The following is a 19,188-nucleotide window of genomic DNA, read 5'->3' on the forward strand; positions in this document are numbered from 1 at the left end:
GGGGGCTATTCCGCCGATTCGTCGGTTTCGTCGAGCTCCTCGGCGGCGTCGGCGTGGCTCATGCGCATGCCCCAGGCGGGCAGGGTCACGCCGTCCATGGTGGCGTCGGTGCCATCAAAGCGCAGCCGGCCTTCCAGAAACCAGGCGACGGCAATGGGCAAAATCAGGTGTTCCCGCGCATGGACTCTTTCCTTGAGGTCGGCTGCGGTATCGTCGGCGGTGACGTCGAGGGCGGCCTGAAGGGCTACCGGCCCGCCGTCGAGCTCCTCGGTGACGAAGTGCACGCTGCAGCCGTGCTCGGCGACGCCGTCGGCCACCACTCGGGCGTGGGTATCAAGCCCCTGGTAGGCCGGCAGCAGCGAAGGATGGATGTTGAGCACCCGGCCGATGAAGCGCTGAACAAAGCGCGGCGTGAGGATGCGCATGAAGCCGGCGAGCACTACAAGATCGGGTTCGTGGCGCTCGATGACCTTGATCAGCGCGCCGTCGTAGGCCTCGCGGCTGTCGTATTCGCGGTGGGGCAGCGCCACGGCGTCGATGCCTGCGTCCCGGGCGCGCTTGAGCCCGTAGGCGTCGGCGACGTTGGAGACCACGGCGGCAATCTCGCCGCCGCCCAGGCGGTCGTGGGACTGGGCGTCGATCAGCGCCTGAAGATTGCCGCCGTTGCCCGAAATCAGCACCACGACGCGCGGCGGCGTCACCGATTCGGCGGTAAAGTCGTTCAGCGTATCGTCTTCGCTCATGCGGTTGTGCCCCCTTCGCCCAGATGGTCCAGAATAACGCCGTCTTCGCCTTCCCGGCGGGCAACGACCGCGCCGATGCGGTAGACCGTTTCGCCCCGGGCCTCGAGGTGTGCGCGGGCCTGCTCGGCGTGTTCGGCCGGTACCACCAGCGCCATGCCGATGCCGCAGTTGAGCACCCGGTGCATTTCGCCGTTGTCGACGTTGCCCTGGCGCTTAAGCCAGTCAAACACCGCCGGGCGCTGCCAGCTCTGGGCGTCCAGCCGCGCGGCGAGGTGGTCGGGCAGCACCCGAGGCAGGTTTTCCGTCAGCCCGCCGCCGGTAATGTGCGACAGCGCGTGAACCTCAACGTTGCTTGCGTGAATCAGCGACAGCAGCGGCTTGACGTAGATGCGCGTGGGCGCCATCAGCGCCTCGCCAAGCGTAGTGTCGCCCAGGGCGGTGTCCAGGTCGGCACCGCTGACGTCGAGGATCTTGCGGATCAGCGAATAGCCGTTGGAGTGCGGGCCCGAGGAGGCCAGGCCGAGAATCGCGTCGCCCTCGGCCACCCGGCTGCCGTCGAGGATGGCGGATTTCTCCGCGACGCCCACGCAGAAGCCGGCCAGGTCGTAGTCGCTGCCGGCATACATGCCGGGCATTTCCGCGGTTTCGCCGCCCACCAGCGCGCAGCCCGCCTGGCGGCAGCCCTCGCCGATGCCCTTGACCACGTCGGCGGCGATATCCACGTCGAGCTTTCCCGTGGCATAGTAGTCGAGGAACTGCAGCGGCTCGGCGCCGATCACCACCAGGTCGTTGACGCACATGGCCACCAGGTCAATGCCGATGGTGTCGTGTTTGCCAAGGGCCATGGCAAGCCTTAGCTTGGTGCCCACGCCGTCGGTGCCGGATACCAGCACCGGCTCGCGGTAGCCCGTAGGGAGCTCGCACAGCGCGCCAAAGCCGCCAAGCCCGCCCATGACTTCCGGGCGCGTGGTACTTTGGGCAACGGCCTTGATGCGCTCGACCAGCGTGTTGCCGGCGTCGATATCCACGCCGGCGTCCTTGTAGCTCAGCGAAGCGTTGGCCGATGGGGTAGAGGAGGTCTCGGTCATGGCAAGTCCTGTAAGGCAAGTCCTGTGAAGCGGTGTCGGCAAGGCCGGGGCAATACGCGGCGAAGTGTAACACCCGGCAGGGCGTATGGCATTGCGCATATCCAACACGTGCAGTCAGGAGAGATCGCGAGTGCGATATTCATGGTGGTGGTTGTTAGTGGCCGTTGTGGCGGTGCTGCTGGTGTATTTGCTCAACGCCGTATTGATGCCGTTTATTGCCGGTTTGATTCTGGCCTACATGGTGAATCCTCTGACCCATCGCTTCGAGCGGCTGGGCATGAACCGCACCCTGGCGGTGAGCAGCGTGTTTCTGGTGATGCTGATCGTGCTGACGCTGAGCCTTTTTATCCTGATCCCCGCAGCGGTGCAGCAGGTCAAGCAGCTGGGCAATGCGATACCGGCGATGGTTGGCTGGCTCGAGGACGCCCTGGCGCCCTGGCTGCAGGAATGGATCGGCTACGACCTGCGCGCTGATCTTGCGGACATCAAGCAGGTATTTGCCGAAAACTGGCGCGATGCCGGCGGCTACCTGGCAAGCGCGCTTGGCCAGCTGGGACGCTCGGGCATGGCGCTGGTATCCTGGGTGACCTACACGGCGCTGGTACCGGTGGTGACGTTCTACCTGCTGCTGGACTGGCAGCGGCTGATGGATAACGTCAGCGGGCTGATCCCCAGGCCCTGGGTTGACGAGGTCACCCGCCTGGGCCGGCGCTGCAACGCCGTGCTCGCGGCGTTTTTGCGCGGCCAGCTGCTGGTGATGCTGTGCCTGGGCGCCATCTATGCGCTGGGGCTCAGCCTGCTGGGGCTGAACGTGGGGCTGGTGATCGGCTTTATTGCCGGGCTTGCCAGCATCGTGCCGTTTCTGGGCTTTATCGTGGGCATCAGCATCGCCCTGATCGTGGCGGTGTTTCAGATCGGCACGCTGTGGGCGATTGCCGGCGTGGTGGTCGTGTTCAGCATCGGTCAGATCGTTGAAAGCGTGGTGCTCCAGCCCAAGCTTCTGGGCGACAAGATCGGCCTGCATCCGGTGGCGGTTATTTTTGCCGTGCTCGCCGGGGGCAAGCTGTTTGGCTTTCTCGGCGTGCTGCTGGCGCTGCCCGCAGCGGCGGTGGTCATGGTGCTCTTGCGCGAGGGGCTGGAACGTTATAAAAACAGTCCCTTATACGACGTTCGCATTCGGCTGGCCGGCGACGATCGCTTGCCCGGCGCATCGCAGAAGGCAGAAAGGGACGAAGGAGAGGAGTCATGAACCGACCGCCGGCACAGCTGCCGCTGGGCGTGGGGCTGCGCGACGATGCCACCTTCGACAACTACTACCCGGGCCCGCGCAACGCCACTCTGGTCGAGCAGCTGACCCGCCAGCCCGAGCCCGACGGCGAGCCCTATCTCTACCTGTGGGGCGCGCCGGGCACCGGGCGCAGCCATCTGCTCCAGGCGGCCTGCCATCAGGCATCGGATCAGGGCGCCCGGGCGCTGTACCTGCCGCTTGAGGATCTGGGCCACTTTCCGCCGCTGATGCTCGAAGACATCGAGCGGCTGGACCTGGTCGCCATCGATGACCTGGAGTGCGTGATCGGGCGCAAGCGCTGGGAAGAAGGGCTGTTTCACGCCTTCAACCGCCTGCGCGACGCCGGCAAGCGGCTGGTGATCGCGGCCAGCGCAGCGCCGCGCCAGCTCCCGGTGCTGCTGCCGGATTTGGCCTCGCGGCTGACCTGGGGCATGACCTACCACCTCCAGCCGCTGGACGACGACGGCCGGCTGGCGGCGCTCAAGCTACGCGCCGAGGTCCGCGGCATGGCGCTGCCCGACGACGTCGCGCGCTACATTATGCATCGCGGCCCGCGGGCGCTTAGCGAGCTTTGCCGCGCGCTGGAAACCCTGGACCGGGCGTCGCTTTCGGCCAAGCGCAAGCTCACTATTCCGTTCGTCAAACAGGCCCTTGGCTGGTAGCCCCGGCGCGCCGGATCGCTGCCTGCCAGGGGGTATCGTAAACGACCCTGAGGAGAGTCGATATGTCTCGTCATTCTGCATCTACCCGTATCGAGCGCGACAGCATGGGCGAGCTCGAGGTGCCGGAAACGGCGCTCTACGGCGCCCAGACCCAGCGTGCGGTCAACAACTTCCCGGTCTCCGGGCAGGCCATGCCGCCGGCCTTCATCCACGCCATTGCCCGGGTCAAGCTGGCCGCCGCACACGCCAACGAGGCGCTGGGGCTGCTGGATAAAGACCGCGCCCGGGCCATCCGCCAGGCGGCCGAAGCGGTGATCGAAGGCCGTTACGACGACCAGTTCCCCATCGACGTCTACCAGACCGGGTCGGGCACGTCGAGCAATATGAACGTCAACGAAGTGCTGTCGCACCTGGCCAGCAGCGATGATCTCGAGGTCGGGCCCAACGACCACGTCAACATGGGCCAGTCGAGCAACGACGTGGTCCCCACGGCGATCCACGTCTCCGCGGCGATTGCCGTGGAGCAGTCGCTGCGCCCGGCGCTGGTCACTCTGCGCCAGAGCGTAGCGGCGCGCGCCGAGGAGCTTGAGCACGTGGTCAAGACCGGGCGCACCCACCTGATGGACGCCATGCCGCTGACCATGGGCCAGGAGCTGGGCGGCTGGGTCAACCAGCTGGACCAGGCCATTGAGCGTATCGACAGCGCCATGAACCGCGTGCAGCGCCTGGCCCAGGGCGGCACCGCGGTTGGCACCGGCATCAACGCGCCGGAAGGCTTTGCCGAGCGCGTGGCGATTCACCTGAGCGAGCAGACCGGCCTTGCGTTTCGCCCCAACGACAGCTTCTTTGCCAGCCTCTCGTCCCAGGACGCGGCGGTGGAACTTTCCGGCCAGCTCAAGGGGCTTGCCTGCGTGATCATGAAGATCGGCAACGACCTGCGCTGGATGAACTCCGGGCCGCTGGCGGGGCTCGGCGAGATCGAGCTTGAGGCGGTGCAGCCGGGTAGCTCAATCATGCCGGGCAAGGTCAACCCGGTGCTGCCGGAATCCGCCGTCCAGGCGGCCGCCCAGGTGATCGGCCTGGACTCGGCGGTGACCGTGGCCGGCCAGAGCGGCAACTTCCAGCTCAACGTCATGCTGCCGCTGGTGGCCACCAACCTGCTGACGTCCATCACGCTGATGACCAACACCGCCAAGCTTCTGGGCGAGCAGGTGATACCGTCGTTCAAGGTCCGCGAAGACAACCTTCGGGCGCCGCTTGAGCGCAACCCGATCCTGGTGACCGCGCTCAACAGCGTCATCGGCTATAACGCCGCGGCGAAGGTGGCAAAAAAGGCCTACCAGGCCGGGCGGCCGATTATCGACGTTGCCGAAGAAGAGACCGACCTGGGCCGGGAGACGCTCAAGCGCCTGCTCGATCCCAAGAAGCTGACCGAAGGCGGCGTGCCGGAATAATACGGCGCGGCAAAGCCTGCGTGCAAAACGCTTGCATTTCAGCAGCGAAGCCGTAAAATACGCATCCGTTGCCAGCCGCAGCGGTTGAGCAAGGCTCGGCAATAGCGCGCAGGGCAGGACCATAGCTCAGTTGGTTAGAGCGCCACGTTGACATCGTGGAGGTCGGCGGTTCAAATCCGCCTGGTCCTACCAAGCGCGAGCCGGCCACAGCGCCAGTCCCGATTTACAGGACCATAGCTCAGTTGGTTAGAGCGCCACGTTGACATCGTGGAGGTCGGCGGTTCAAATCCGCCTGGTCCTACCAGTTCAGTATTGAAAACGCCCCGCAGGAGCTCTTATAAAAGCCTGCGGGGCGTTTTTGTATGCGTGATCCAAGCGAACGCTCCGTTCAAAAAAAGCTCAGTTCACAAAAGCCGGCAGGTCGGTGGCGGCGATAAAGGTTTCGACCAGCGCCTCGATGCCCGCCTGATCGTCGGCGCCAAAGCGGCCTTTTACCGGGCTGTCGAGATCGAGCACGCCCCAGAGGTGCTCGCCGCTGACGATGGGTACCACCAGCTCCGCGCGCGAGTCGGCGTCGCAGGCGATGTGGGAATCAAGGGCGTTGACGTCGTCTATCCGCTGGGTTTGCCGCGTCCGGGCGGCCGCGCCGCATACGCCCTGGCTGAAGGGAATCGGGTGGCAGGCGGGCTTGCCTTGAAACGGCCCCAGGCTCAGCGTTTCTTTTTCCCGCTGCAGGTAAAGCCCCGCCCAGTTGAGCGTGGGCACCTGCTGGAAGAGAAACGCGCACAGCTGGGCGCCGTTGGTCAGCCAGTCTCGGGTATCCAGCAGGGCGGCGAGCTGGCGGTTGAGCAGGGCATAGTCCTGGGGAGCAAGGTCCGGGTCGAGGGAGTCAGAGGCGTCTAATGTCATCGGGGTTGGCCTTGTGAAACGCTAAAGGCCGGCACCTGGCCGGCCTGGGAAAGGGAAATGGCGCGATAGTGCCGGGAGCTCGCCCGGCCGTTTACTCGGTCCAGCCGGGGACAGCGGCGCCCTTGAACAGCTCGTCGGCTTTCTTCATGACCGCTTCGCTCTGGTAGGCGTCGACCAGATGGCGAATGTCTTCGCGGTCTTCATCGCCGCCGCGCACCACGATCAGGTTAACGTAGGGCGATTCCGGGCCTTCCTTGATCAGCGCGTCGTCAAGGCTCAGGCCGGCGGGCTGGGCAAAGGTGTTGTTGATGAAGGCCATGTCGACGTCGGGCAGCACCCGGGGCAGCTGGGCCGCTTCGATCTCGCGGAAGTTGAAGTCGTGCGGGTTCTCGGCGATGTCGATGGGCGTGGCTTCCAGGTTGGTCGGATCGTTAAGCTCGATCAGGCCCTTGTTGTGCATCAGGATCAGCGATCGGCCTTCGTTGGACGGGTCGTTGGGCAGCGCGATCCGGGCGCCGTCGGGCAGCGCTTCGATGCTGTCATACTTTTCCGAATACGCGCCGATGGGGTAGACGAAGGTGTAGCCAGCCACGGCGAAGTCGTAGCCGCGGTCATTGACCATGGACTGCATGTAGGGCTCGTGCTGGAAGGCGTTGGCGTCCAGGCTGCCGTCGGCAAGTGCGGCGTTGGGCGTGACGTAGTCGGTGAACTCGATAATTTCGACGTCGAGATCGTGCTTGTCTTCGGCGATGTCCACGGCGACCTGCATGACGTCGGTTTCCGGGCCGGCCACGGTGCCGATTTTCAGCGTGTCGGCGTGGGCCGCGCCAATGCCCAGCGCTAGGGCGGTAAGGCTACCAATCACGAGTTTTTGCATGTTCAGGCTCCGGTCAGGGTTGAGGGCGTTTAGCGGTTAGGGGCGATAAAACAAGGTGTCAATACTGCGGTGATAAGAAACATAAGTCTAATGCTTTATGGTTATGAGTCGGTTCACTTGCGGTCGCTTTTGCGCACCAGATAGTCACCGAGGCTCTGAAAGCCCTGCACCATGACTACCAGAATCACCACGGTGATCAGCATGATGGTGGGGTTGAAGCGGTTATAGCCGTAGCGGATGCCCAGGTCGCCAAGCCCGCCGCCGCCCACGGCGCCGGCCAAGCCCGCCGCCGCCCACGGCGCCGGCCATGGCCGAATAGCTCACCAGCGTGACCAGCGTAATGGTGAGCCCGGTGATGATGCCGCCTCGGGCTTCGGGAATCAGCACCTTGCGCACAATCTGCCAGGGGGTGGCGCCCATGGCCTGGGCGGATTCGATCAGCCCGGGCGAAATCTCGTTCAGCGCGCCCTCTACCAGCCGGGCGACAAACGGAATCGCGGCGATGGTCAGCGGCACCGAGGCGGCGTTGATGCCAATGGAGGTGCCCACCAGCATCCGCGTAAACGGGATGATGGCCACCATCAGAATAATGAACGGGATCGAGCGGCCGACGTTGGTGACAATGCTCAGCGCCTGGTGCGTTACCGGCATGGCGAGAATCTGCCGCGGCCGGGTTACGTAGAGCAGCACGCCCAGGGGCACGCCGAGGAGGGTGGCGATCAGCCCGGACACGCCGACCATGTAAAGGGTGTCCAGGGTGGCCTGCCAAATCAGATTAATCATCGCGCCGGACATGCCCGAGCACCTCCACTTTCAGTTCGTGAGATTCCAGATAGCGCATGGCCTGGCCGGTTTGCTCCGATGTGCCCATCAGCTCGGCGATCATCAGCCCCAGGGTGCGCTGCTGAATGGATTCGACCTTGGCCTGCAGGATGCTGACGTCCACGCCGCACTCCCGGGCCAGCCGCGAGATCAGCGGGGTGGAGACGGCGTCGCCGGAAAACGTGAGGCGCACCACGGGGTGGGTGCCCGCGTCGGGGGAGTCTTCCAGCCGGCTGATCAGCCCCCGGGGCGGCTCAAGCTGCAGGAAGTCGTTGAGAAACTCGCGGCCCAGCTGCGTTTTGGGCGCGGTGAAGAAGTCGCCGACCTCGGCGTCCTCCACCAGCCGGCCGTCAGATATCAGGCCCACGCGGTGGCAGATGGACTTCACTACTTCCATTTCGTGGGTGATCAGCAGGATGGTAATGCCCAGGTCGCGGTTGATCTCGCGCAGCAGCTCCAGAATCGAGCCGGTGGTTTGCGGGTCCAGCGCCGAGGTGGCCTCGTCGCACAAAAGCACCGCGGGCTCGCTTGCCAGCGCCCGGGCAATGGCCACGCGCTGCTTCTGGCCGCCGGACAGCTGGGCGGGAAACTGCTTAGCCTTGCCGGCAAGCCCAACAAGCTTTAAAAGCGGCGCCACCCGGTGCTCGATGCTTGCGCGCCGGTAGCCCATGAGCTCCAGCGGCAGGGCGACGTTGGCAAACACCGTGCGCGTGGTCAGCAGGTTGAAGTGCTGGAAAATCATGCCGATGCGGTGGCGCGCGCGGTTAAGGGCCTGGCCGGAAAGGCGCGTGATGTCCTCGCCGTTGACCGTCACGCGGCCGCCGGTGGGGCGCTCGAGCAGATTGACGCAGCGGATCAGCGTGGATTTCCCCGCCCCGGAAAGGCCGATCACGCCGTGAATGCTGCCCCGGGGGATGTGCAGATCCACTTCGCGCAGGGCGTGTACGGCCCCGTCGCCGTTGCCGTAGGTTTTACTGACGTTTTCAAGTTCTATCATGACGTCTGCTTTATCGAGACCGGCGCGCGGGAACCGCGCACCGGCAAAAATCGGGTGAAGCCGAAGGAGCGGACGGCGGCGACGGGCAGGCGTAGGGCGGGAAACGAAAAAGGCCACCCTGAGGGGTGGCCATCAACGCGGGGGCACACCCTTTTAGCTGCACTTCACCGGCAACAGGACCGGTGGACGCCCGCAATCCGGGAACAAATCGGCGTCTGGTGACAATGTCTTTATAGCGGCGGCTATTTTAGGGAGCTTGCCCTGAAGCTGTCAAACTCGCCGAGCCCCTTGTCTACGCCTTTTGTCGCGAATCGAGCGGCAAAATTGACAAGCTTCGCCGTCATTGGTAGCTCTCGGAGGTGCTTGAGTATTTCTCACGAAAGCCATTCGATCCTGCGTTGCGAGGCGCGGGGTTATGAGCACGACCTATTCATATTGGCTTGACGGATCAGCCGCCGGTTAGGGGGTTGGCTGATTTTTTCAAGCGGGCAGCACGCTTAAGCGCTAAGGAGAAGGCAGTTAAATGAACAAGAAAAGCTCGGTTTCAGAGAACGTGGTGCTGGATGAGAAGACCCTGGCCGGGTTCCCGCAGCAGCCCCATGGCGGCAAGCTGGTTGACCGGGTAGCCAGGGGGGAGGAGCGCGAAAGAGAGCTTGCAAGGGCCAAGACCCTGCCCCGTATCATGGTCGACACCGAGCCGCGATTACGCTGGAAATGATTGCCACCGGCGTCATGTCGCCCAACGAGGGCCTGATGGTCGAAGAGGATTATCTGTCCACCCTGGAGACGGGGCGTCTGAAAAACGGCCTGGTCTGGCCGATTCCGCTGAGCTTTGCGCCCACCGGCAAGCAGAATACGGAGGTGGTGGATTCGCTTTCCAAGGGCGATGACGTCGTGCTGATCGACGTCAACCAGGAGCCCGTGGCGATCCTCAACGCGGAAGACATTTTCTCCTACGACAGGGACCACCGGGCGCAGCACGTCTTTGGCACCACGGACCGTAAACACCCCGGGGTAGACGCGATTTATCGGCGCATGGGCGACAAGGCGCTCGGCGGCAAGATCACCCTGCTGAACCGGCCGGACTGGGGGCCGTTCGAGCAGATCCGGATGGAGCCCAAGGATGCCTGGCAGCTCTTTTACGTGGAAAAGGGGTTCAAGACGGTGGCCGGCTTTGTGACCGGGGCCAACCCCATGCACCGCGGCCACGAATACATGCACAAAAACCTGCTGGAAGAGGTGGACGGCCTGCTGGTCTGCCCGCTGGTGGAGATGGCCAAGCGCGAATACACGCGCCACGAATACCGCATGCTGGCGTACCGCGGGGTGCTTGAGCAGTATTACCCCAAGGACAGAACCATCCTCTGCCCGCTGCGCGTGACCTATGTCTTTGCCGGCCCTCAGGAGGCGATACTTCACGCGCTGATCCTGAAAAACTTCGGCTGCACGCACAAGATCGTCGGCCGTGACTACGCCGGCGTCGGCGACTATTACGACAAGGACGCCAGTCAGAGCATTTTTGACCAGTACACCCCCGAGGAAATCGGCATCGATATCCGCACCTTCCACGAGGCCTTTTTCTGCGTGCGCTGCAACACCGTCGCTACGGACCAGTCGTGCCCCCACGATGAAAGCGTCAGGGTGGGGATTTCCGGCACCAGCGTCCGGGAAATACTGCGTCACGGGATCCTGCCGCCCAAGGAAATCGTGCGCCCGGAATCGTCCCATGTGGCGATCCAGGGCGTTCAGCCCAAAGGGCGCGACGCGGACGGCAATACGGTGCTGCCCGTGGGCAAGCTCATCAAGAGCATGTTCCCGTTCTATCTGACCCACAGAGGCATTGGCGGCCCCAAGCGGGAAACGCCGCTTAACCCGGACGATCTGACCAACGATGACCTGGACGCGGCCATCACCGACGTTCGCACCAACGGCGATCTGGTCTATCGGCAAACCTACGACACCTACACCCAAAGCGCCGATATCAACCGCGCCGTTCAGCCGGCCTGGGTGGATGAAACCAAGGCCTACATGCGCAAGCACCAGCAGATGGTGGTCGACAACCTGGAAGAAAAGGTCGCCAGCGCGCCCGAGGCCTCGTCGGACGAGTTCATGTACCAGGACAAGGGGGAAGCCGAAAAAGAGCTAGCGGTGGCCCGCCGGGTGCTGGAGGAGCTCTCTGTCCCGGTTGACGACGAGAAAACCCGGGAGCGCGTGTGGAACATCGCGCCGTACGACAACTACTACTAGCAATGGCTGGCAGCCAGCAATGACTGGCAACGCCGCATAAGCAAAGCTGGCGAAGGGTGGCCGCAAGCAAACGGCCACCCTTTTTTGCGCCGTTTCGCCTGCACGACGCCGGGCGCTAATGGCACAATACCCCGCCCGGCCCGTGAGTCGGACTGTGGACGCCAAAAGGAGATAACCATGTTTACCGGTATCGTGCAGGGCACGGCAGAAGTGGTGGAGGTGCGCGAACGCGAGGCGTTTCGTACCCACGTGGTGGCCATGCCCGAGGCGCTGCGCCAGGGGCTTGAAACCGGGGCGTCGGTGGCGCACAACGGCGTGTGCCTGACGGTGACCGCGATAGACGGCGATCATGTGCATTTCGACCTGATGCGCGAAACCCTGCGGGTGACCAACCTGGGTGAGGTGGTCGTGGGCGGCCGCGTCAACATCGAGCGGGCGGCGCGCTTTGGCGACGAGATCGGCGGGCATGCCATGTCCGGCCACGTCATGAGCGTCGCCGAGGTGCTTTCCATTGAAGAGGCGCCGGATAATCGCCGGCTGTGGTTTGCGCTGCCGGATAACTGCGTGCGCTTTGTGTTCGACAAGGGCTATATCGGCATTGACGGCATCAGCCTGACGGTGGGGGAGGTGCGCCGCCCGGCGGACGGGCCGGCGTCGTTTTGCGTTGACCTGATCCCCGAAACCCTGGCGCGCACCACCCTTGGCGACCGCACGCCGGGGGACGGCGTCAACCTCGAGATCGACCCGCAAACCCAGGCCATTGTGGAAACCGCGGAGCGCTTTTTGCGCAGCCGGCAGGCGGCGAATTGAGGCGCCGGCGGCAGGGGCGGCGCTCGCATCGCCGCGCGCCTTTGGGTAAGATAGGCGGCTTTTCTTGCCCTGCCGAGGCCTCTGCCGGCGCAAAGGATAAAAAAAGCCCATGAAAATTCTTGATAGCCACTTCAAGCTTGCCGAGCACGGCACCGATATAAAAACCGAGGTCATCGCCGGGGTCACCACCTTCCTCACCATGGCCTATATCATCTTCGTCAACCCGAGCATTCTCTCGGAAGCGGGGATGGACTACGGCGCGGTTTTCGTCGCCACCTGCCTGGCGGCGGCCATTGGCTGTCTGATCATGGGCATCTGGGCCAACTACCCCATCGCCCAGGCGCCGGGAATGGGGCTCAACGCCTTTTTCACCTACACCGTGGTGCTGGGCATGGGCTATACCTGGGAGGCGGCGCTGGGTGCGGTGTTCTTCTCGGGGCTGTGCTTTTTTCTGCTCGGCATCCTGCGCGTGCGCGAATGGATCATCAACTCCATTCCGCTCACGCTGCGGCTGGGTATCGCCGCCGGCATTGGGCTGTTTCTGGCGATGATCGCGCTGAAAAACGCCGGTATCGTGGTCGCCAACCCGGCCACCTTCGTGGCCCTGGGCGATTTGACCGAACCCGCCGCTATCTATGCCCTGGCGGGATTTTTTGTGATTACCGCGCTGGCGTATCTGCGTGTGACCGGCGCGGTGCTGATCGGCATTCTGGGCGTCACTCTGATCGCGACCCTTTTGGGGCATAACGAATACGGCGGCCTCGTCTCCATGCCGCCGTCCATTGCGCCGACGTTTATGCAGATGGACCTGGCCGGGGCCTTTGACGTGGCCATGATCAGCGTGGTGTTCGCCTTTCTGTTCGTGGACCTGTTCGACACCTCGGGCACCCTGGTGGGCGTGGCCCACCGCGGCAACCTGCTGGATGACGACGGCAAGCTGCCGCGGCTCGGGCGTGCCATGGTCGCCGACAGCAGCGCCTCCATGGCCGGCGCGGTGCTGGGCACTTCCACAACCACCAGCTACATCGAATCCACCGCGGGCATTGCCTCGGGCGGGCGCACCGGGCTTACCGCCGTGGTGGTCGCCGGCATGTTTCTGATCAGCCTGTTCTTTGCCCCGCTGGCAGGGTCGATCCCCGCTTACGCCACCGCCGGCGCGCTGCTTTACGTTGCCGTGCTGATGGCCGGAAGCCTGGCCCACGCCAACTGGGAAGACCCCACCGAGGCGGCGCCGGTATTGCTGGCGGCCATCGGCATGCCGCTGACCTATTCCATTGCCGAGGGCATTGCGCTCGGGTTTATCAGCTACGTGGCGATCAAGCTGCTGTCCGGGCGCTTTCGCGAGCTGAATCCGGCCATCGTCATCCTGGCGCTGCTGTTCGTCGGCAAGTTCGTGTATTTGTAATTCCTAATCATCCATCAGCCCATGAGAGACGCGATGAGTATCTACGGCGACTATATCAAGTCGGTGATTCGCACGGTGCCGGACTGGCCGGAGGAGGGCGTCAACTTCCGCGATATCACGCCGCTTTTTCAGAACAGCGCGGCGTTTCGCAAACTGATCGAAAGCTTTGTCCACCGCTACCGGGAAATGCAGCTGGACGCCATTGCCTCCATTGACGCCCGGGGCTTTATCGTCGGCGCGCCGCTGGCCTACGAGCTGGGGTGCAGCTTTGTGCCGGTGCGCAAGAAGGGCAAGCTGCCGTTCAAGACCATCAGCGAAACCTACAAGCTGGAGTACGGCGAATCCGAGGTAGAACTCCACGCCGACGCCTTCAAGCAGGGTGACCGCATCCTGCTGGTTGATGATCTGATTGCCACCGGCGGCACCATGCTGGCGGCAGCTAATCTGATCCAGCGCAGCGGTGGCCGCGTGGTCGAGACGTCGACTATCATTGATCTGCCCGAGCTTGGCGGGTCACAGAAAATTCGCGATGCCGGCTATGGCGTATTCGCGGTTTGTTCCTTCACCGAAGACGAGTAACGCCCCATGAGCAGCGAACGCTACCAGCAGCACTTCACCGTATCCTGGGACCAGCTGCACCGCGACGTGCGCCAGCTGAGCCGCGAGCTGGTCGAGCGGGATTTCCAAGGCATTATCGCCATCACCCGGGGCGGGCTGATACCGGCGGCGCTGATCGCCCGGGAGCTGAACGTGCGCCTGATCGATACGGTGTGCATCAAAAGCTATGAGCGCCAGGACCAGGGCGGCCTCGAGGTGCTCAAGGGAGTGGATCACGACGGCGAAGGCTGGCTTTTGGTGGACGACCTGGTGGATACCGGCAAAACCGCCCGGGCGGTACGCGACATGCTGCCCAGGGCGCACTTTGTCACCGTTTACGCCAAGCCCGAAGGCCGCCCGCTGGTGGATCAGTACCTGACCGAAGTGGGCCAGAACTGCTGGATTCAGTTCCCTTGGGATATGGGTGTCGCTTACGTCGAGCCGCTGGCCGACCAGATCAAAAAGTAAGCCCCAGGCAAAAGCTACCTGTCGAGAGGTTTCGGAGTGAGCATGGCAAACCCGCTACCCGAAGAATGGAATCGCTGGCTGGGCGATGAGTTCCAGGCCGACTACATGCAGGCGCTGAGGCGCTTTCTCGCCGAGGAAAAAGCGGCGAAAAAGATCATTTATCCGCATTCCAGCCAGTGGTTTCGCGCCTTCGAACTGACGCCGCTGTCGGCGGTGAAGATCGTAATCCTCGGCCAGGATCCGTACCACGGCCCGGGCCAGGCCCACGGGCTGTGCTTTTCGGTGCAGCCCGGTGTGAAGGTGCCGCCGTCGCTTAACAACGTCTATAAGGAGCTTGCCAGCGACGTGGGCTTTACCCCGGTCCAGCACGGCTTTCTGGAGCCCTGGGCGCGACAGGGCGTGCTGCTGCTCAACACCGCGCTTACCGTGGAGCAGGGTCGCGCGGCGGCGCATCGGGGCAAGGGCTGGGAAACCTTTACCGACCGCGCCATCGAGACCGTCAGCGCCCGGGCGCCGCCCTGCGTGTTTCTGCTCTGGGGCGGCCACGCCCGGCAGAAAAAAGCGCTGATCGATCAGTCGCGCCATCGGGTGCTGGAAGCGCCGCATCCGTCGCCGCTGTCGGCGCACCGCGGGTTTTTCGGCACCCGGCATTTTTCCCGGGCCAACGCCTTTCTGGCCGAGCAGGGGCGCGAGCCCATCGCGTGGCAGCTGCCGGAAAAGGTTTCACACGACGGGGGACAGGCGTAGAATGCCGCGCAATTTCAGCCGATGCCGCCCCCAAAACGAGGAACCCTCATGAGTGTTCACGCCATTAACCATCCGCTGGTGCAGCACAAGCTCGGCCTGCTGCGCGAAGCCGATCTCAGCACCAAGAGCTTTCGCGAGCTGGCCGGCGAGGTCGCCAAGCTGCTGACCTACGAAGCCACCCAGGGGCTGGTGCTGGAAGACCACGAGATCCGCGGCTGGAACGGCGAACCCATCGCCACTCGGCGGCTCAAGGGCAAGAAGGTCACTGTGGTGCCGATTCTGCGCGCCGGGCTGGGGATGCTCGAGGGAGTGACCGATTTACTCCCCAGCGCGCGCATCAGCGTGGTGGGGCTTTACCGCAATGAGGAAACCCTGGAGCCGGTGCCGTACTTTGACAAGCTGGCCAACGATATCGAAGCGCGTCTGGCGGTGGTGATTGATCCCATGCTCGCCACCGGCGGCTCCATGGTAGCCACCTTGGACATGCTGCACCGGCGCGGCTGCCGTCGGATGAAGGTGATCGTGCTGGTGGCGGCGCCCGAGGGCATCGCCCGGGTGGAAGAAGCCTACCCCGACGTCGACATCTATACCGCTGCGATAGACGAGCGGCTGGACGAGAACGGCTACATCGTGCCCGGCCTTGGCGATGCCGGCGACAAGATTTTCGGGACGCGCTAGGCCGTGCCCGCCGTTACCTGCCCCTTGCGCTCCGGCGCCGGGGGCATTTTTTTGTCACCCGCGCGGCACAGGTTCGTGCCGAGCACCAGAGGAGATGTCGTCCAGTGAGTCACCCCGCCCCGGCCGAGTCCTGGCCCCGACTGCTGCTTACCGGCGCGCAGATGCTGTTCGTCGCCTTCGGTTCGCTGGTGCTGGTGCCGCTGCTCACCGGCCTTTCGCCAAGCGTGGCGCTGTTTACCGCAGGCGTCGGCACGCTGATCTTCCACGCCGTGACGCGCAATAGCGTACCGGTGTTTCTGGCCTCGTCCTTTGCCTTCATCGCCCCCATTCAGGGCTCGGTAGCAAGCTTCGGTATTCCTGCTACCCTCGGCGGGCTCATGGCGGCGGGGATGGCCTACGTCGCCGTATCCCAGGCGGTGCGCGTCAAGGGCACCGCCTGGCTGCACCGGCTGCTGCCGCCCATCGTGGTGGGGCCGATCATCATGGTCATCGGCCTGGCGCTGGCGCCGGTGGCGGTGGAAATGGCCACCGGAGAAACCAGCGACCATATCGGCTACGGCCAAGCTATCACGCTGTCCATGGCGAGCTTGCTGGTGACGCTGATACTGGCGGTGTTCGGCCGGGGGCTTTTGCGCCTGGTGCCGATCATGGGCGGCATTGCCACCGGCTACGCGCTGGCGCTATTGATGGGCGCGGTAGACTTTACCCCGATACGTGAGAGCGCCTGGGTTGCGCTTCCGGCCTTCACTCTGCCGACGTTTCATTGGGCGGCGATGCTGTTCATGGTGCCGGTGGCCATTGCCCCGGCGGTGGAGCATATCGGCGACATGGTGGCGATCGGCTCGGTAACGCGGCAAAACTACCTGGAGAAGCCCGGCCTGCACCGCACCCTGCTCGGCGACGGCCTGGCGACCATGGCCGCGGCGCTGTTCGGCGGGCCGCCCAATACTACCTATTCCGAGGTCACCGGCGCGGTGACGCTGACCCGGGCATTCAACCCCAAATACATGATCGTAGCCGCCGTGACCGCTATCATTCTGGCCTTTGTCGCCAAGCTCGGGGCGTTTTTGCAGACCATCCCCGGCCCGGTCATGGGCGGGATCATGACGCTTCTGTTCGGCTCCATCGCCGTGGTGGGGATGAACACCCTGGTGCGCGCCGGCCAGGCGCTCACCGCGCCGCGCAACCTTGTCGTGGCGTCGCTGATTTTGGTGTTTGGCATTGGCGGCATGCAGTTCGGCAACGGCCAGTTTACCCTCCAGGGGGTGAGCCTGGCCGCCGTGGTGGGGATTGTGCTTAACTGGGTGCTGCCCCGCGCCAATGATGATGAATAGCCGCAGGTTTTGATCAGGAGACAGCATGTCGGCATCCGACTTTGATGCGCCGTTCCCGGTGCTTGCCGTGTCTGCGTGGAGCGGCACGGGCAAAACCACGCTGCTTGAGCAGCTGCTGCCGCTACTCGGCGAGCGCGGCCTGAACGTGGGGGTCATCAAGCACGCCCACCACGCCTTTGACGTCGATAAACCCGGCAAGGACAGCTACCGGCTGCGCAGCGCCGGCGCCGCGCCCATGCTGGTAGCGTCCCGGGAGCGCTTCGCGCTGATGCAGGAAACCCCCGGGCAGAACGAGCCGGATCTTGAGCGGCTGGTCGAGCTGATGGTGCCCCACGCGCCGGATCTCGTCATTGCCGAAGGCTTCAAGGCCTGGCCGCTGCCGAAGTTGGTACTTTATCGCGACGGCGTGGGCGATCCGGCGATCTTTCGGGACCCCTGGGTGCGCGCCGTTGCCTGCAAGCGCGATGAGCGCGCCGCGCTTGAGCAGCACGGCCCGGCCCCGGATGTTGACCGGCTTGACCTTGACGACGTGCCGGCGGTGGCCCGCTGGATAGCGCAGTGGGTGGCCGGGCAGCCGGCCGTCGAGCCGACAGTGGAGCAGAGCAACAGTAAAGGTGACACAACATGCATTTGACGCATCTTAACGCCCGCGGCGAAGCCAGCATGGTGGACGTGGGCGACAAGGAGGAAAGCCGCCGGGAAGCCGTCGCTTCCGGGCGGATCGTGATGGAGCCCGAAACCCTGGCGCTGCTCGCCGACGGCGCGCTGCCCAAGGGCGACGTGATTGCCACGGCGCGCATCGCCGGGATTCAGGCGGCCAAGCGCACCCACGAGTTGATCCCGCTGTGCCATGCCCTGGCGCTGACCAAGGTGGAGCTATCGTTTGAGCTGGATACCGCCCGCAGCTGCGTCAACGTCGAGGCGCGCTGCCGGCTGACAGGCCGCACCGGCGTGGAAATGGAAGCGCTGACGGCGGTATCGGTGGCCTGCCTGACGCTTTATGACATGTGCAAGGCGGTGGACAAGGGCATGCACATCGAGGCGGTGCAGCTGGAGCAGAAAAGCGGCGGCAAGAGCGGCGACTATCAGCGCCCGGGGGGCGACGTGGAGGACCCCATTGTCACCGGCGACAGCGCCGCCCGAGAGATATCGCTTGGCGTGCGCAGCGAGGCCCCGGCGGTGCGGGTGAAGTTTCTCGCCGAGCTCCGCGAGCGCGTGGGCGAAAGCGAAGCCCTGGTCGAACTGGACCAGCTGGAAAACTGCGACGTGGCCGGCCTCAAGGCCGCACTTGCTGCCCAGGACTCGGCGTTTGACGCGCTGAGCGAACGTCGCGTGCTGTGCGCCATCAACCAGGTTATGGCCAACGACAGCGCGCGCATTACCGACGAAGACGAAGTGGCGTTTTTTCCGCCCGTGACGGGAGGCTAGGCATGGGCGTTGGCAAAGACATTCGCGTAAGCGTCCAGCGCGAGCCCTTTGGCGCCTCGGACGAGAGCCGCGAGATCTGCCGGGGGCGCAAGGATATCGGCGCCGTGGTGAGCTTTACCGGCCTGGTGCGGGATTTCAACGAGTCGCCGGACGTCACCGGCCTGACTCTTGAGCACTACCCGGGCATGACCGAACGCACGCTGGAAGACATCGGCCGCCAGGCCTGGGAGCGCTGGTCGCTCCAGGCCGTGCGTATCGTCCATCGGGTGGGCTATATGGCGCCGGGCGACGGCATCGTGCGCGTGAGTACGGCAAGCGCCCACCGCCGGGACGCCTTCGAGGCCTGCGACTTCATCATGGATTTCCTCAAGACCCGGGCGCCGTTCTGGAAAAAAGAGCATGCCCGCGACGGCGACTACTGGGTAAGCGAGCGGGACTCCGACTACGCCGATGCCGACCGCTGGGGCGCCGGCGGCTAGGGTTTACCATAGCCAGGGCTTAGTCATCAGGACTAGGGCCTGTTGACGTTTCACATTGGTAGCCATAAAAAGCCGCATGCCAAGGCCACCATGCTTTCGTAATTTCGTTTGAGCTTATCGTAGCGCGTCGCAATGGCGCGATACGGTTTCAATCG

20 protein-coding genes, 2 tRNA genes and 2 pseudogenes are annotated in these 19,188 nt (G+C 64.2%); 17 read left to right on the forward strand and 7 right to left on the reverse strand.

All coding sequences use genetic code 11. The annotated features are described in order from the left end of the window. Positions 1-5: 5 nt before the first annotated feature. The gene (gene purN / locus RS027_RS03050) at positions 6-743 is read right to left on the reverse strand and encodes a phosphoribosylglycinamide formyltransferase (RefSeq protein WP_311953933.1); all 738 of its coding nucleotides are present in this window, start codon (positions 741-743) and stop codon (positions 6-8) included. Next, positions 740-1,831, reverse strand: coding sequence for a phosphoribosylformylglycinamidine cyclo-ligase (purM, locus tag RS027_RS03055; protein ID WP_311953935.1), 1,092 nt, complete (start codon positions 1,829-1,831; stop codon positions 740-742). Before purM ends, purN begins: the two co-directional genes overlap by 4 nt. A gap of 130 nt (positions 1,832-1,961) precedes the next feature. Here purM and RS027_RS03060 point away from each other — a divergent pair, with 130 nt between their 5' ends. The 5 genes from RS027_RS03060 (at position 1,962) to RS027_RS03080 (ending at position 5,539) form a co-directional block, all read left to right on the forward strand. Then, positions 1,962-3,080 carry an AI-2E family transporter gene (locus RS027_RS03060; protein ID WP_311953939.1) on the forward strand — a complete coding sequence of 373 codons (1,119 nt, stop codon included), beginning with the start codon at positions 1,962-1,964 and terminating at the stop codon, positions 3,078-3,080. Continuing rightward, positions 3,077-3,781, forward strand: coding sequence for a DnaA regulatory inactivator Hda (gene hda / locus RS027_RS03065; RefSeq protein ID WP_311953942.1), 705 nt, complete (start codon positions 3,077-3,079; stop codon positions 3,779-3,781). Before RS027_RS03060 ends, hda begins: the two co-directional genes overlap by 4 nt. A gap of 62 nt (positions 3,782-3,843) precedes the next feature. Further along, positions 3,844-5,235, forward strand: a complete 1,392-nt coding sequence (locus tag RS027_RS03070; protein ID WP_311953944.1) for a class II fumarate hydratase — start codon at positions 3,844-3,846, stop codon at positions 5,233-5,235. A 115-nt stretch (positions 5,236-5,350) separates the two neighbouring features. Then, positions 5,351-5,427 (forward strand) — tRNA-Val (locus tag RS027_RS03075). A 35-nt stretch (positions 5,428-5,462) separates the two neighbouring features. After that, a tRNA-Val gene (locus RS027_RS03080) sits at positions 5,463-5,539 on the forward strand. A 95-nt stretch (positions 5,540-5,634) separates the two neighbouring features. On the opposite strand, the gene msrC is transcribed toward RS027_RS03080, so the two are convergent. The 4 genes and pseudogenes from msrC to RS027_RS03100 form a co-directional block, all read right to left on the reverse strand. After that, positions 5,635-6,144 carry a free L-methionine (R)-S-oxide reductase MsrC gene (gene msrC / locus RS027_RS03085; RefSeq protein WP_311953948.1) on the reverse strand — a complete coding sequence of 170 codons (510 nt, stop codon included), beginning with the start codon at positions 6,142-6,144 and terminating at the stop codon, positions 5,635-5,637. A 91-nt stretch (positions 6,145-6,235) separates the two neighbouring features. Beyond that, positions 6,236-7,021, reverse strand: coding sequence for a MetQ/NlpA family ABC transporter substrate-binding protein (locus RS027_RS03090; protein WP_311953951.1), 786 nt, complete (start codon positions 7,019-7,021; stop codon positions 6,236-6,238). A gap of 113 nt (positions 7,022-7,134) precedes the next feature. After that, positions 7,135-7,816, reverse strand: a pseudogene (locus RS027_RS03095) (methionine ABC transporter permease). Then, positions 7,797-8,840, reverse strand: coding sequence for a methionine ABC transporter ATP-binding protein (locus RS027_RS03100; protein WP_311953955.1), 1,044 nt, complete (start codon positions 8,838-8,840; stop codon positions 7,797-7,799). Before RS027_RS03100 ends, RS027_RS03095 begins: the two are co-directional and overlap by 20 nt. Before the next feature lie 523 nt (positions 8,841-9,363). Between RS027_RS03100 and RS027_RS03105 the strand changes: the two genes are divergently transcribed. From RS027_RS03105 to moaE, 12 genes are all read left to right on the forward strand, one after another. Next, on the forward strand, positions 9,364-9,558 hold the full coding sequence (locus RS027_RS03105; protein ID WP_311953959.1) for a hypothetical protein: 195 nt from the start codon (positions 9,364-9,366) through the stop codon (positions 9,556-9,558). Next, on the forward strand, positions 9,555-11,087 hold the full coding sequence (locus RS027_RS03110) for a hypothetical protein (protein WP_311953962.1): 1,533 nt from the start codon (positions 9,555-9,557) through the stop codon (positions 11,085-11,087). Before RS027_RS03105 ends, RS027_RS03110 begins: the two co-directional genes overlap by 4 nt. Before the next feature lie 177 nt (positions 11,088-11,264). After that, positions 11,265-11,897 carry a riboflavin synthase subunit alpha gene (locus RS027_RS03115; RefSeq protein ID WP_311953968.1) on the forward strand — a complete coding sequence of 211 codons (633 nt, stop codon included), beginning with the start codon at positions 11,265-11,267 and terminating at the stop codon, positions 11,895-11,897. A gap of 109 nt (positions 11,898-12,006) precedes the next feature. Beyond that, the gene (locus RS027_RS03120) at positions 12,007-13,302 is read left to right on the forward strand and encodes an NCS2 family permease (protein ID WP_311953973.1); all 1,296 of its coding nucleotides are present in this window, start codon (positions 12,007-12,009) and stop codon (positions 13,300-13,302) included. Positions 13,303-13,335: 33 nt separating this feature from the next. Beyond that, complete coding sequence (locus RS027_RS03125; protein WP_311953976.1) at positions 13,336-13,881, forward strand: adenine phosphoribosyltransferase; 546 nt, start codon at positions 13,336-13,338, stop codon at positions 13,879-13,881. Between the two features lie 6 nt (positions 13,882-13,887). Next, on the forward strand, positions 13,888-14,367 hold the full coding sequence (gene gpt, locus RS027_RS03130) for a xanthine phosphoribosyltransferase (protein WP_311953980.1): 480 nt from the start codon (positions 13,888-13,890) through the stop codon (positions 14,365-14,367). A gap of 42 nt (positions 14,368-14,409) precedes the next feature. Then, positions 14,410-15,114, forward strand: a complete 705-nt coding sequence (gene ung / locus RS027_RS03135; RefSeq protein WP_311953984.1) for a uracil-DNA glycosylase — start codon at positions 14,410-14,412, stop codon at positions 15,112-15,114. Positions 15,115-15,162: 48 nt separating this feature from the next. Then, positions 15,163-15,792: a uracil phosphoribosyltransferase gene (gene upp / locus RS027_RS03140; RefSeq protein ID WP_311953988.1), complete on the forward strand. Its 630-nt coding sequence runs from the start codon at positions 15,163-15,165 to the stop codon at positions 15,790-15,792. Between the two features lie 104 nt (positions 15,793-15,896). Continuing rightward, the gene (locus RS027_RS03145; RefSeq protein WP_311953992.1) at positions 15,897-17,126 is read left to right on the forward strand and encodes a uracil-xanthine permease family protein; all 1,230 of its coding nucleotides are present in this window, start codon (positions 15,897-15,899) and stop codon (positions 17,124-17,126) included. Between the two features lie 25 nt (positions 17,127-17,151). Further along, positions 17,152-17,760 carry a molybdopterin-guanine dinucleotide biosynthesis protein B gene (gene mobB, locus RS027_RS03150; protein WP_311953995.1) on the forward strand — a complete coding sequence of 203 codons (609 nt, stop codon included), beginning with the start codon at positions 17,152-17,154 and terminating at the stop codon, positions 17,758-17,760. Next, positions 17,751-18,554 (forward strand): cyclic pyranopterin monophosphate synthase MoaC, encoded by an 804-nt coding sequence (gene moaC, locus RS027_RS03155; RefSeq protein ID WP_311953998.1) that lies wholly within the window; start codon positions 17,751-17,753, stop codon positions 18,552-18,554. Before mobB ends, moaC begins: the two co-directional genes overlap by 10 nt. 2 nt (positions 18,555-18,556) lie before the next feature. Next, a complete protein-coding gene (gene moaE / locus RS027_RS03160; protein WP_311954001.1) occupies positions 18,557-19,033 on the forward strand; it encodes a molybdopterin synthase catalytic subunit MoaE in 477 nt (158 codons plus the stop codon). A 50-nt stretch (positions 19,034-19,083) separates the two neighbouring features. On the opposite strand, the pseudogene RS027_RS03165 reads toward moaE, so the two are convergent. Continuing rightward, positions 19,084-19,188: pseudogene (locus RS027_RS03165) on the reverse strand (IS5/IS1182 family transposase); the annotation flags it as partial.

This window comes from Halomonas garicola, from assembly GCF_031935715.1.
In the GTDB taxonomy this organism is placed as follows: Bacteria; Pseudomonadota; Gammaproteobacteria; order Pseudomonadales; family Halomonadaceae; genus Vreelandella; species Vreelandella garicola.

Excerpts from the sequence above, each read along its gene's own strand:
- purM (WP_311953935.1), bottom strand. The coding sequence starts at position 1,831 with ATGACCGAGACCTCCTCTACCCCATCGGCCAACGCTTCGCTGAGCTAC.
- ung (WP_311953984.1), top strand. The coding sequence starts at position 14,410 with ATGGCAAACCCGCTACCCGAAGAATGGAATCGCTGGCTGGGCGATGAG.
- mobB (WP_311953995.1), top strand. The coding sequence starts at position 17,152 with ATGTCGGCATCCGACTTTGATGCGCCGTTCCCGGTGCTTGCCGTGTCT.
- RS027_RS03125 (WP_311953976.1), top strand. The coding sequence starts at position 13,336 with ATGAGTATCTACGGCGACTATATCAAGTCGGTGATTCGCACGGTGCCG.
- RS027_RS03115 (WP_311953968.1), top strand. The coding sequence starts at position 11,265 with ATGTTTACCGGTATCGTGCAGGGCACGGCAGAAGTGGTGGAGGTGCGC.
- RS027_RS03110 (WP_311953962.1), top strand. The coding sequence starts at position 9,555 with ATGATTGCCACCGGCGTCATGTCGCCCAACGAGGGCCTGATGGTCGAA.
- RS027_RS03120 (WP_311953973.1), top strand. The coding sequence starts at position 12,007 with ATGAAAATTCTTGATAGCCACTTCAAGCTTGCCGAGCACGGCACCGAT.
- RS027_RS03090 (WP_311953951.1), bottom strand. The coding sequence starts at position 7,021 with ATGCAAAAACTCGTGATTGGTAGCCTTACCGCCCTAGCGCTGGGCATT.
- upp (WP_311953988.1), top strand. The coding sequence starts at position 15,163 with ATGAGTGTTCACGCCATTAACCATCCGCTGGTGCAGCACAAGCTCGGC.
- RS027_RS03105 (WP_311953959.1), top strand. The coding sequence starts at position 9,364 with ATGAACAAGAAAAGCTCGGTTTCAGAGAACGTGGTGCTGGATGAGAAG.
- hda (WP_311953942.1), top strand. The coding sequence starts at position 3,077 with ATGAACCGACCGCCGGCACAGCTGCCGCTGGGCGTGGGGCTGCGCGAC.
- purN (WP_311953933.1), bottom strand. The coding sequence starts at position 743 with ATGAGCGAAGACGATACGCTGAACGACTTTACCGCCGAATCGGTGACG.
- moaE (WP_311954001.1), top strand. The coding sequence starts at position 18,557 with ATGGGCGTTGGCAAAGACATTCGCGTAAGCGTCCAGCGCGAGCCCTTT.
- gpt (WP_311953980.1), top strand. The coding sequence starts at position 13,888 with ATGAGCAGCGAACGCTACCAGCAGCACTTCACCGTATCCTGGGACCAG.
- RS027_RS03070 (WP_311953944.1), top strand. The coding sequence starts at position 3,844 with ATGTCTCGTCATTCTGCATCTACCCGTATCGAGCGCGACAGCATGGGC.
- msrC (WP_311953948.1), bottom strand. The coding sequence starts at position 6,144 with ATGACATTAGACGCCTCTGACTCCCTCGACCCGGACCTTGCTCCCCAG.
- RS027_RS03100 (WP_311953955.1), bottom strand. The coding sequence starts at position 8,840 with ATGATAGAACTTGAAAACGTCAGTAAAACCTACGGCAACGGCGACGGG.
- moaC (WP_311953998.1), top strand. The coding sequence starts at position 17,751 with ATGCATTTGACGCATCTTAACGCCCGCGGCGAAGCCAGCATGGTGGAC.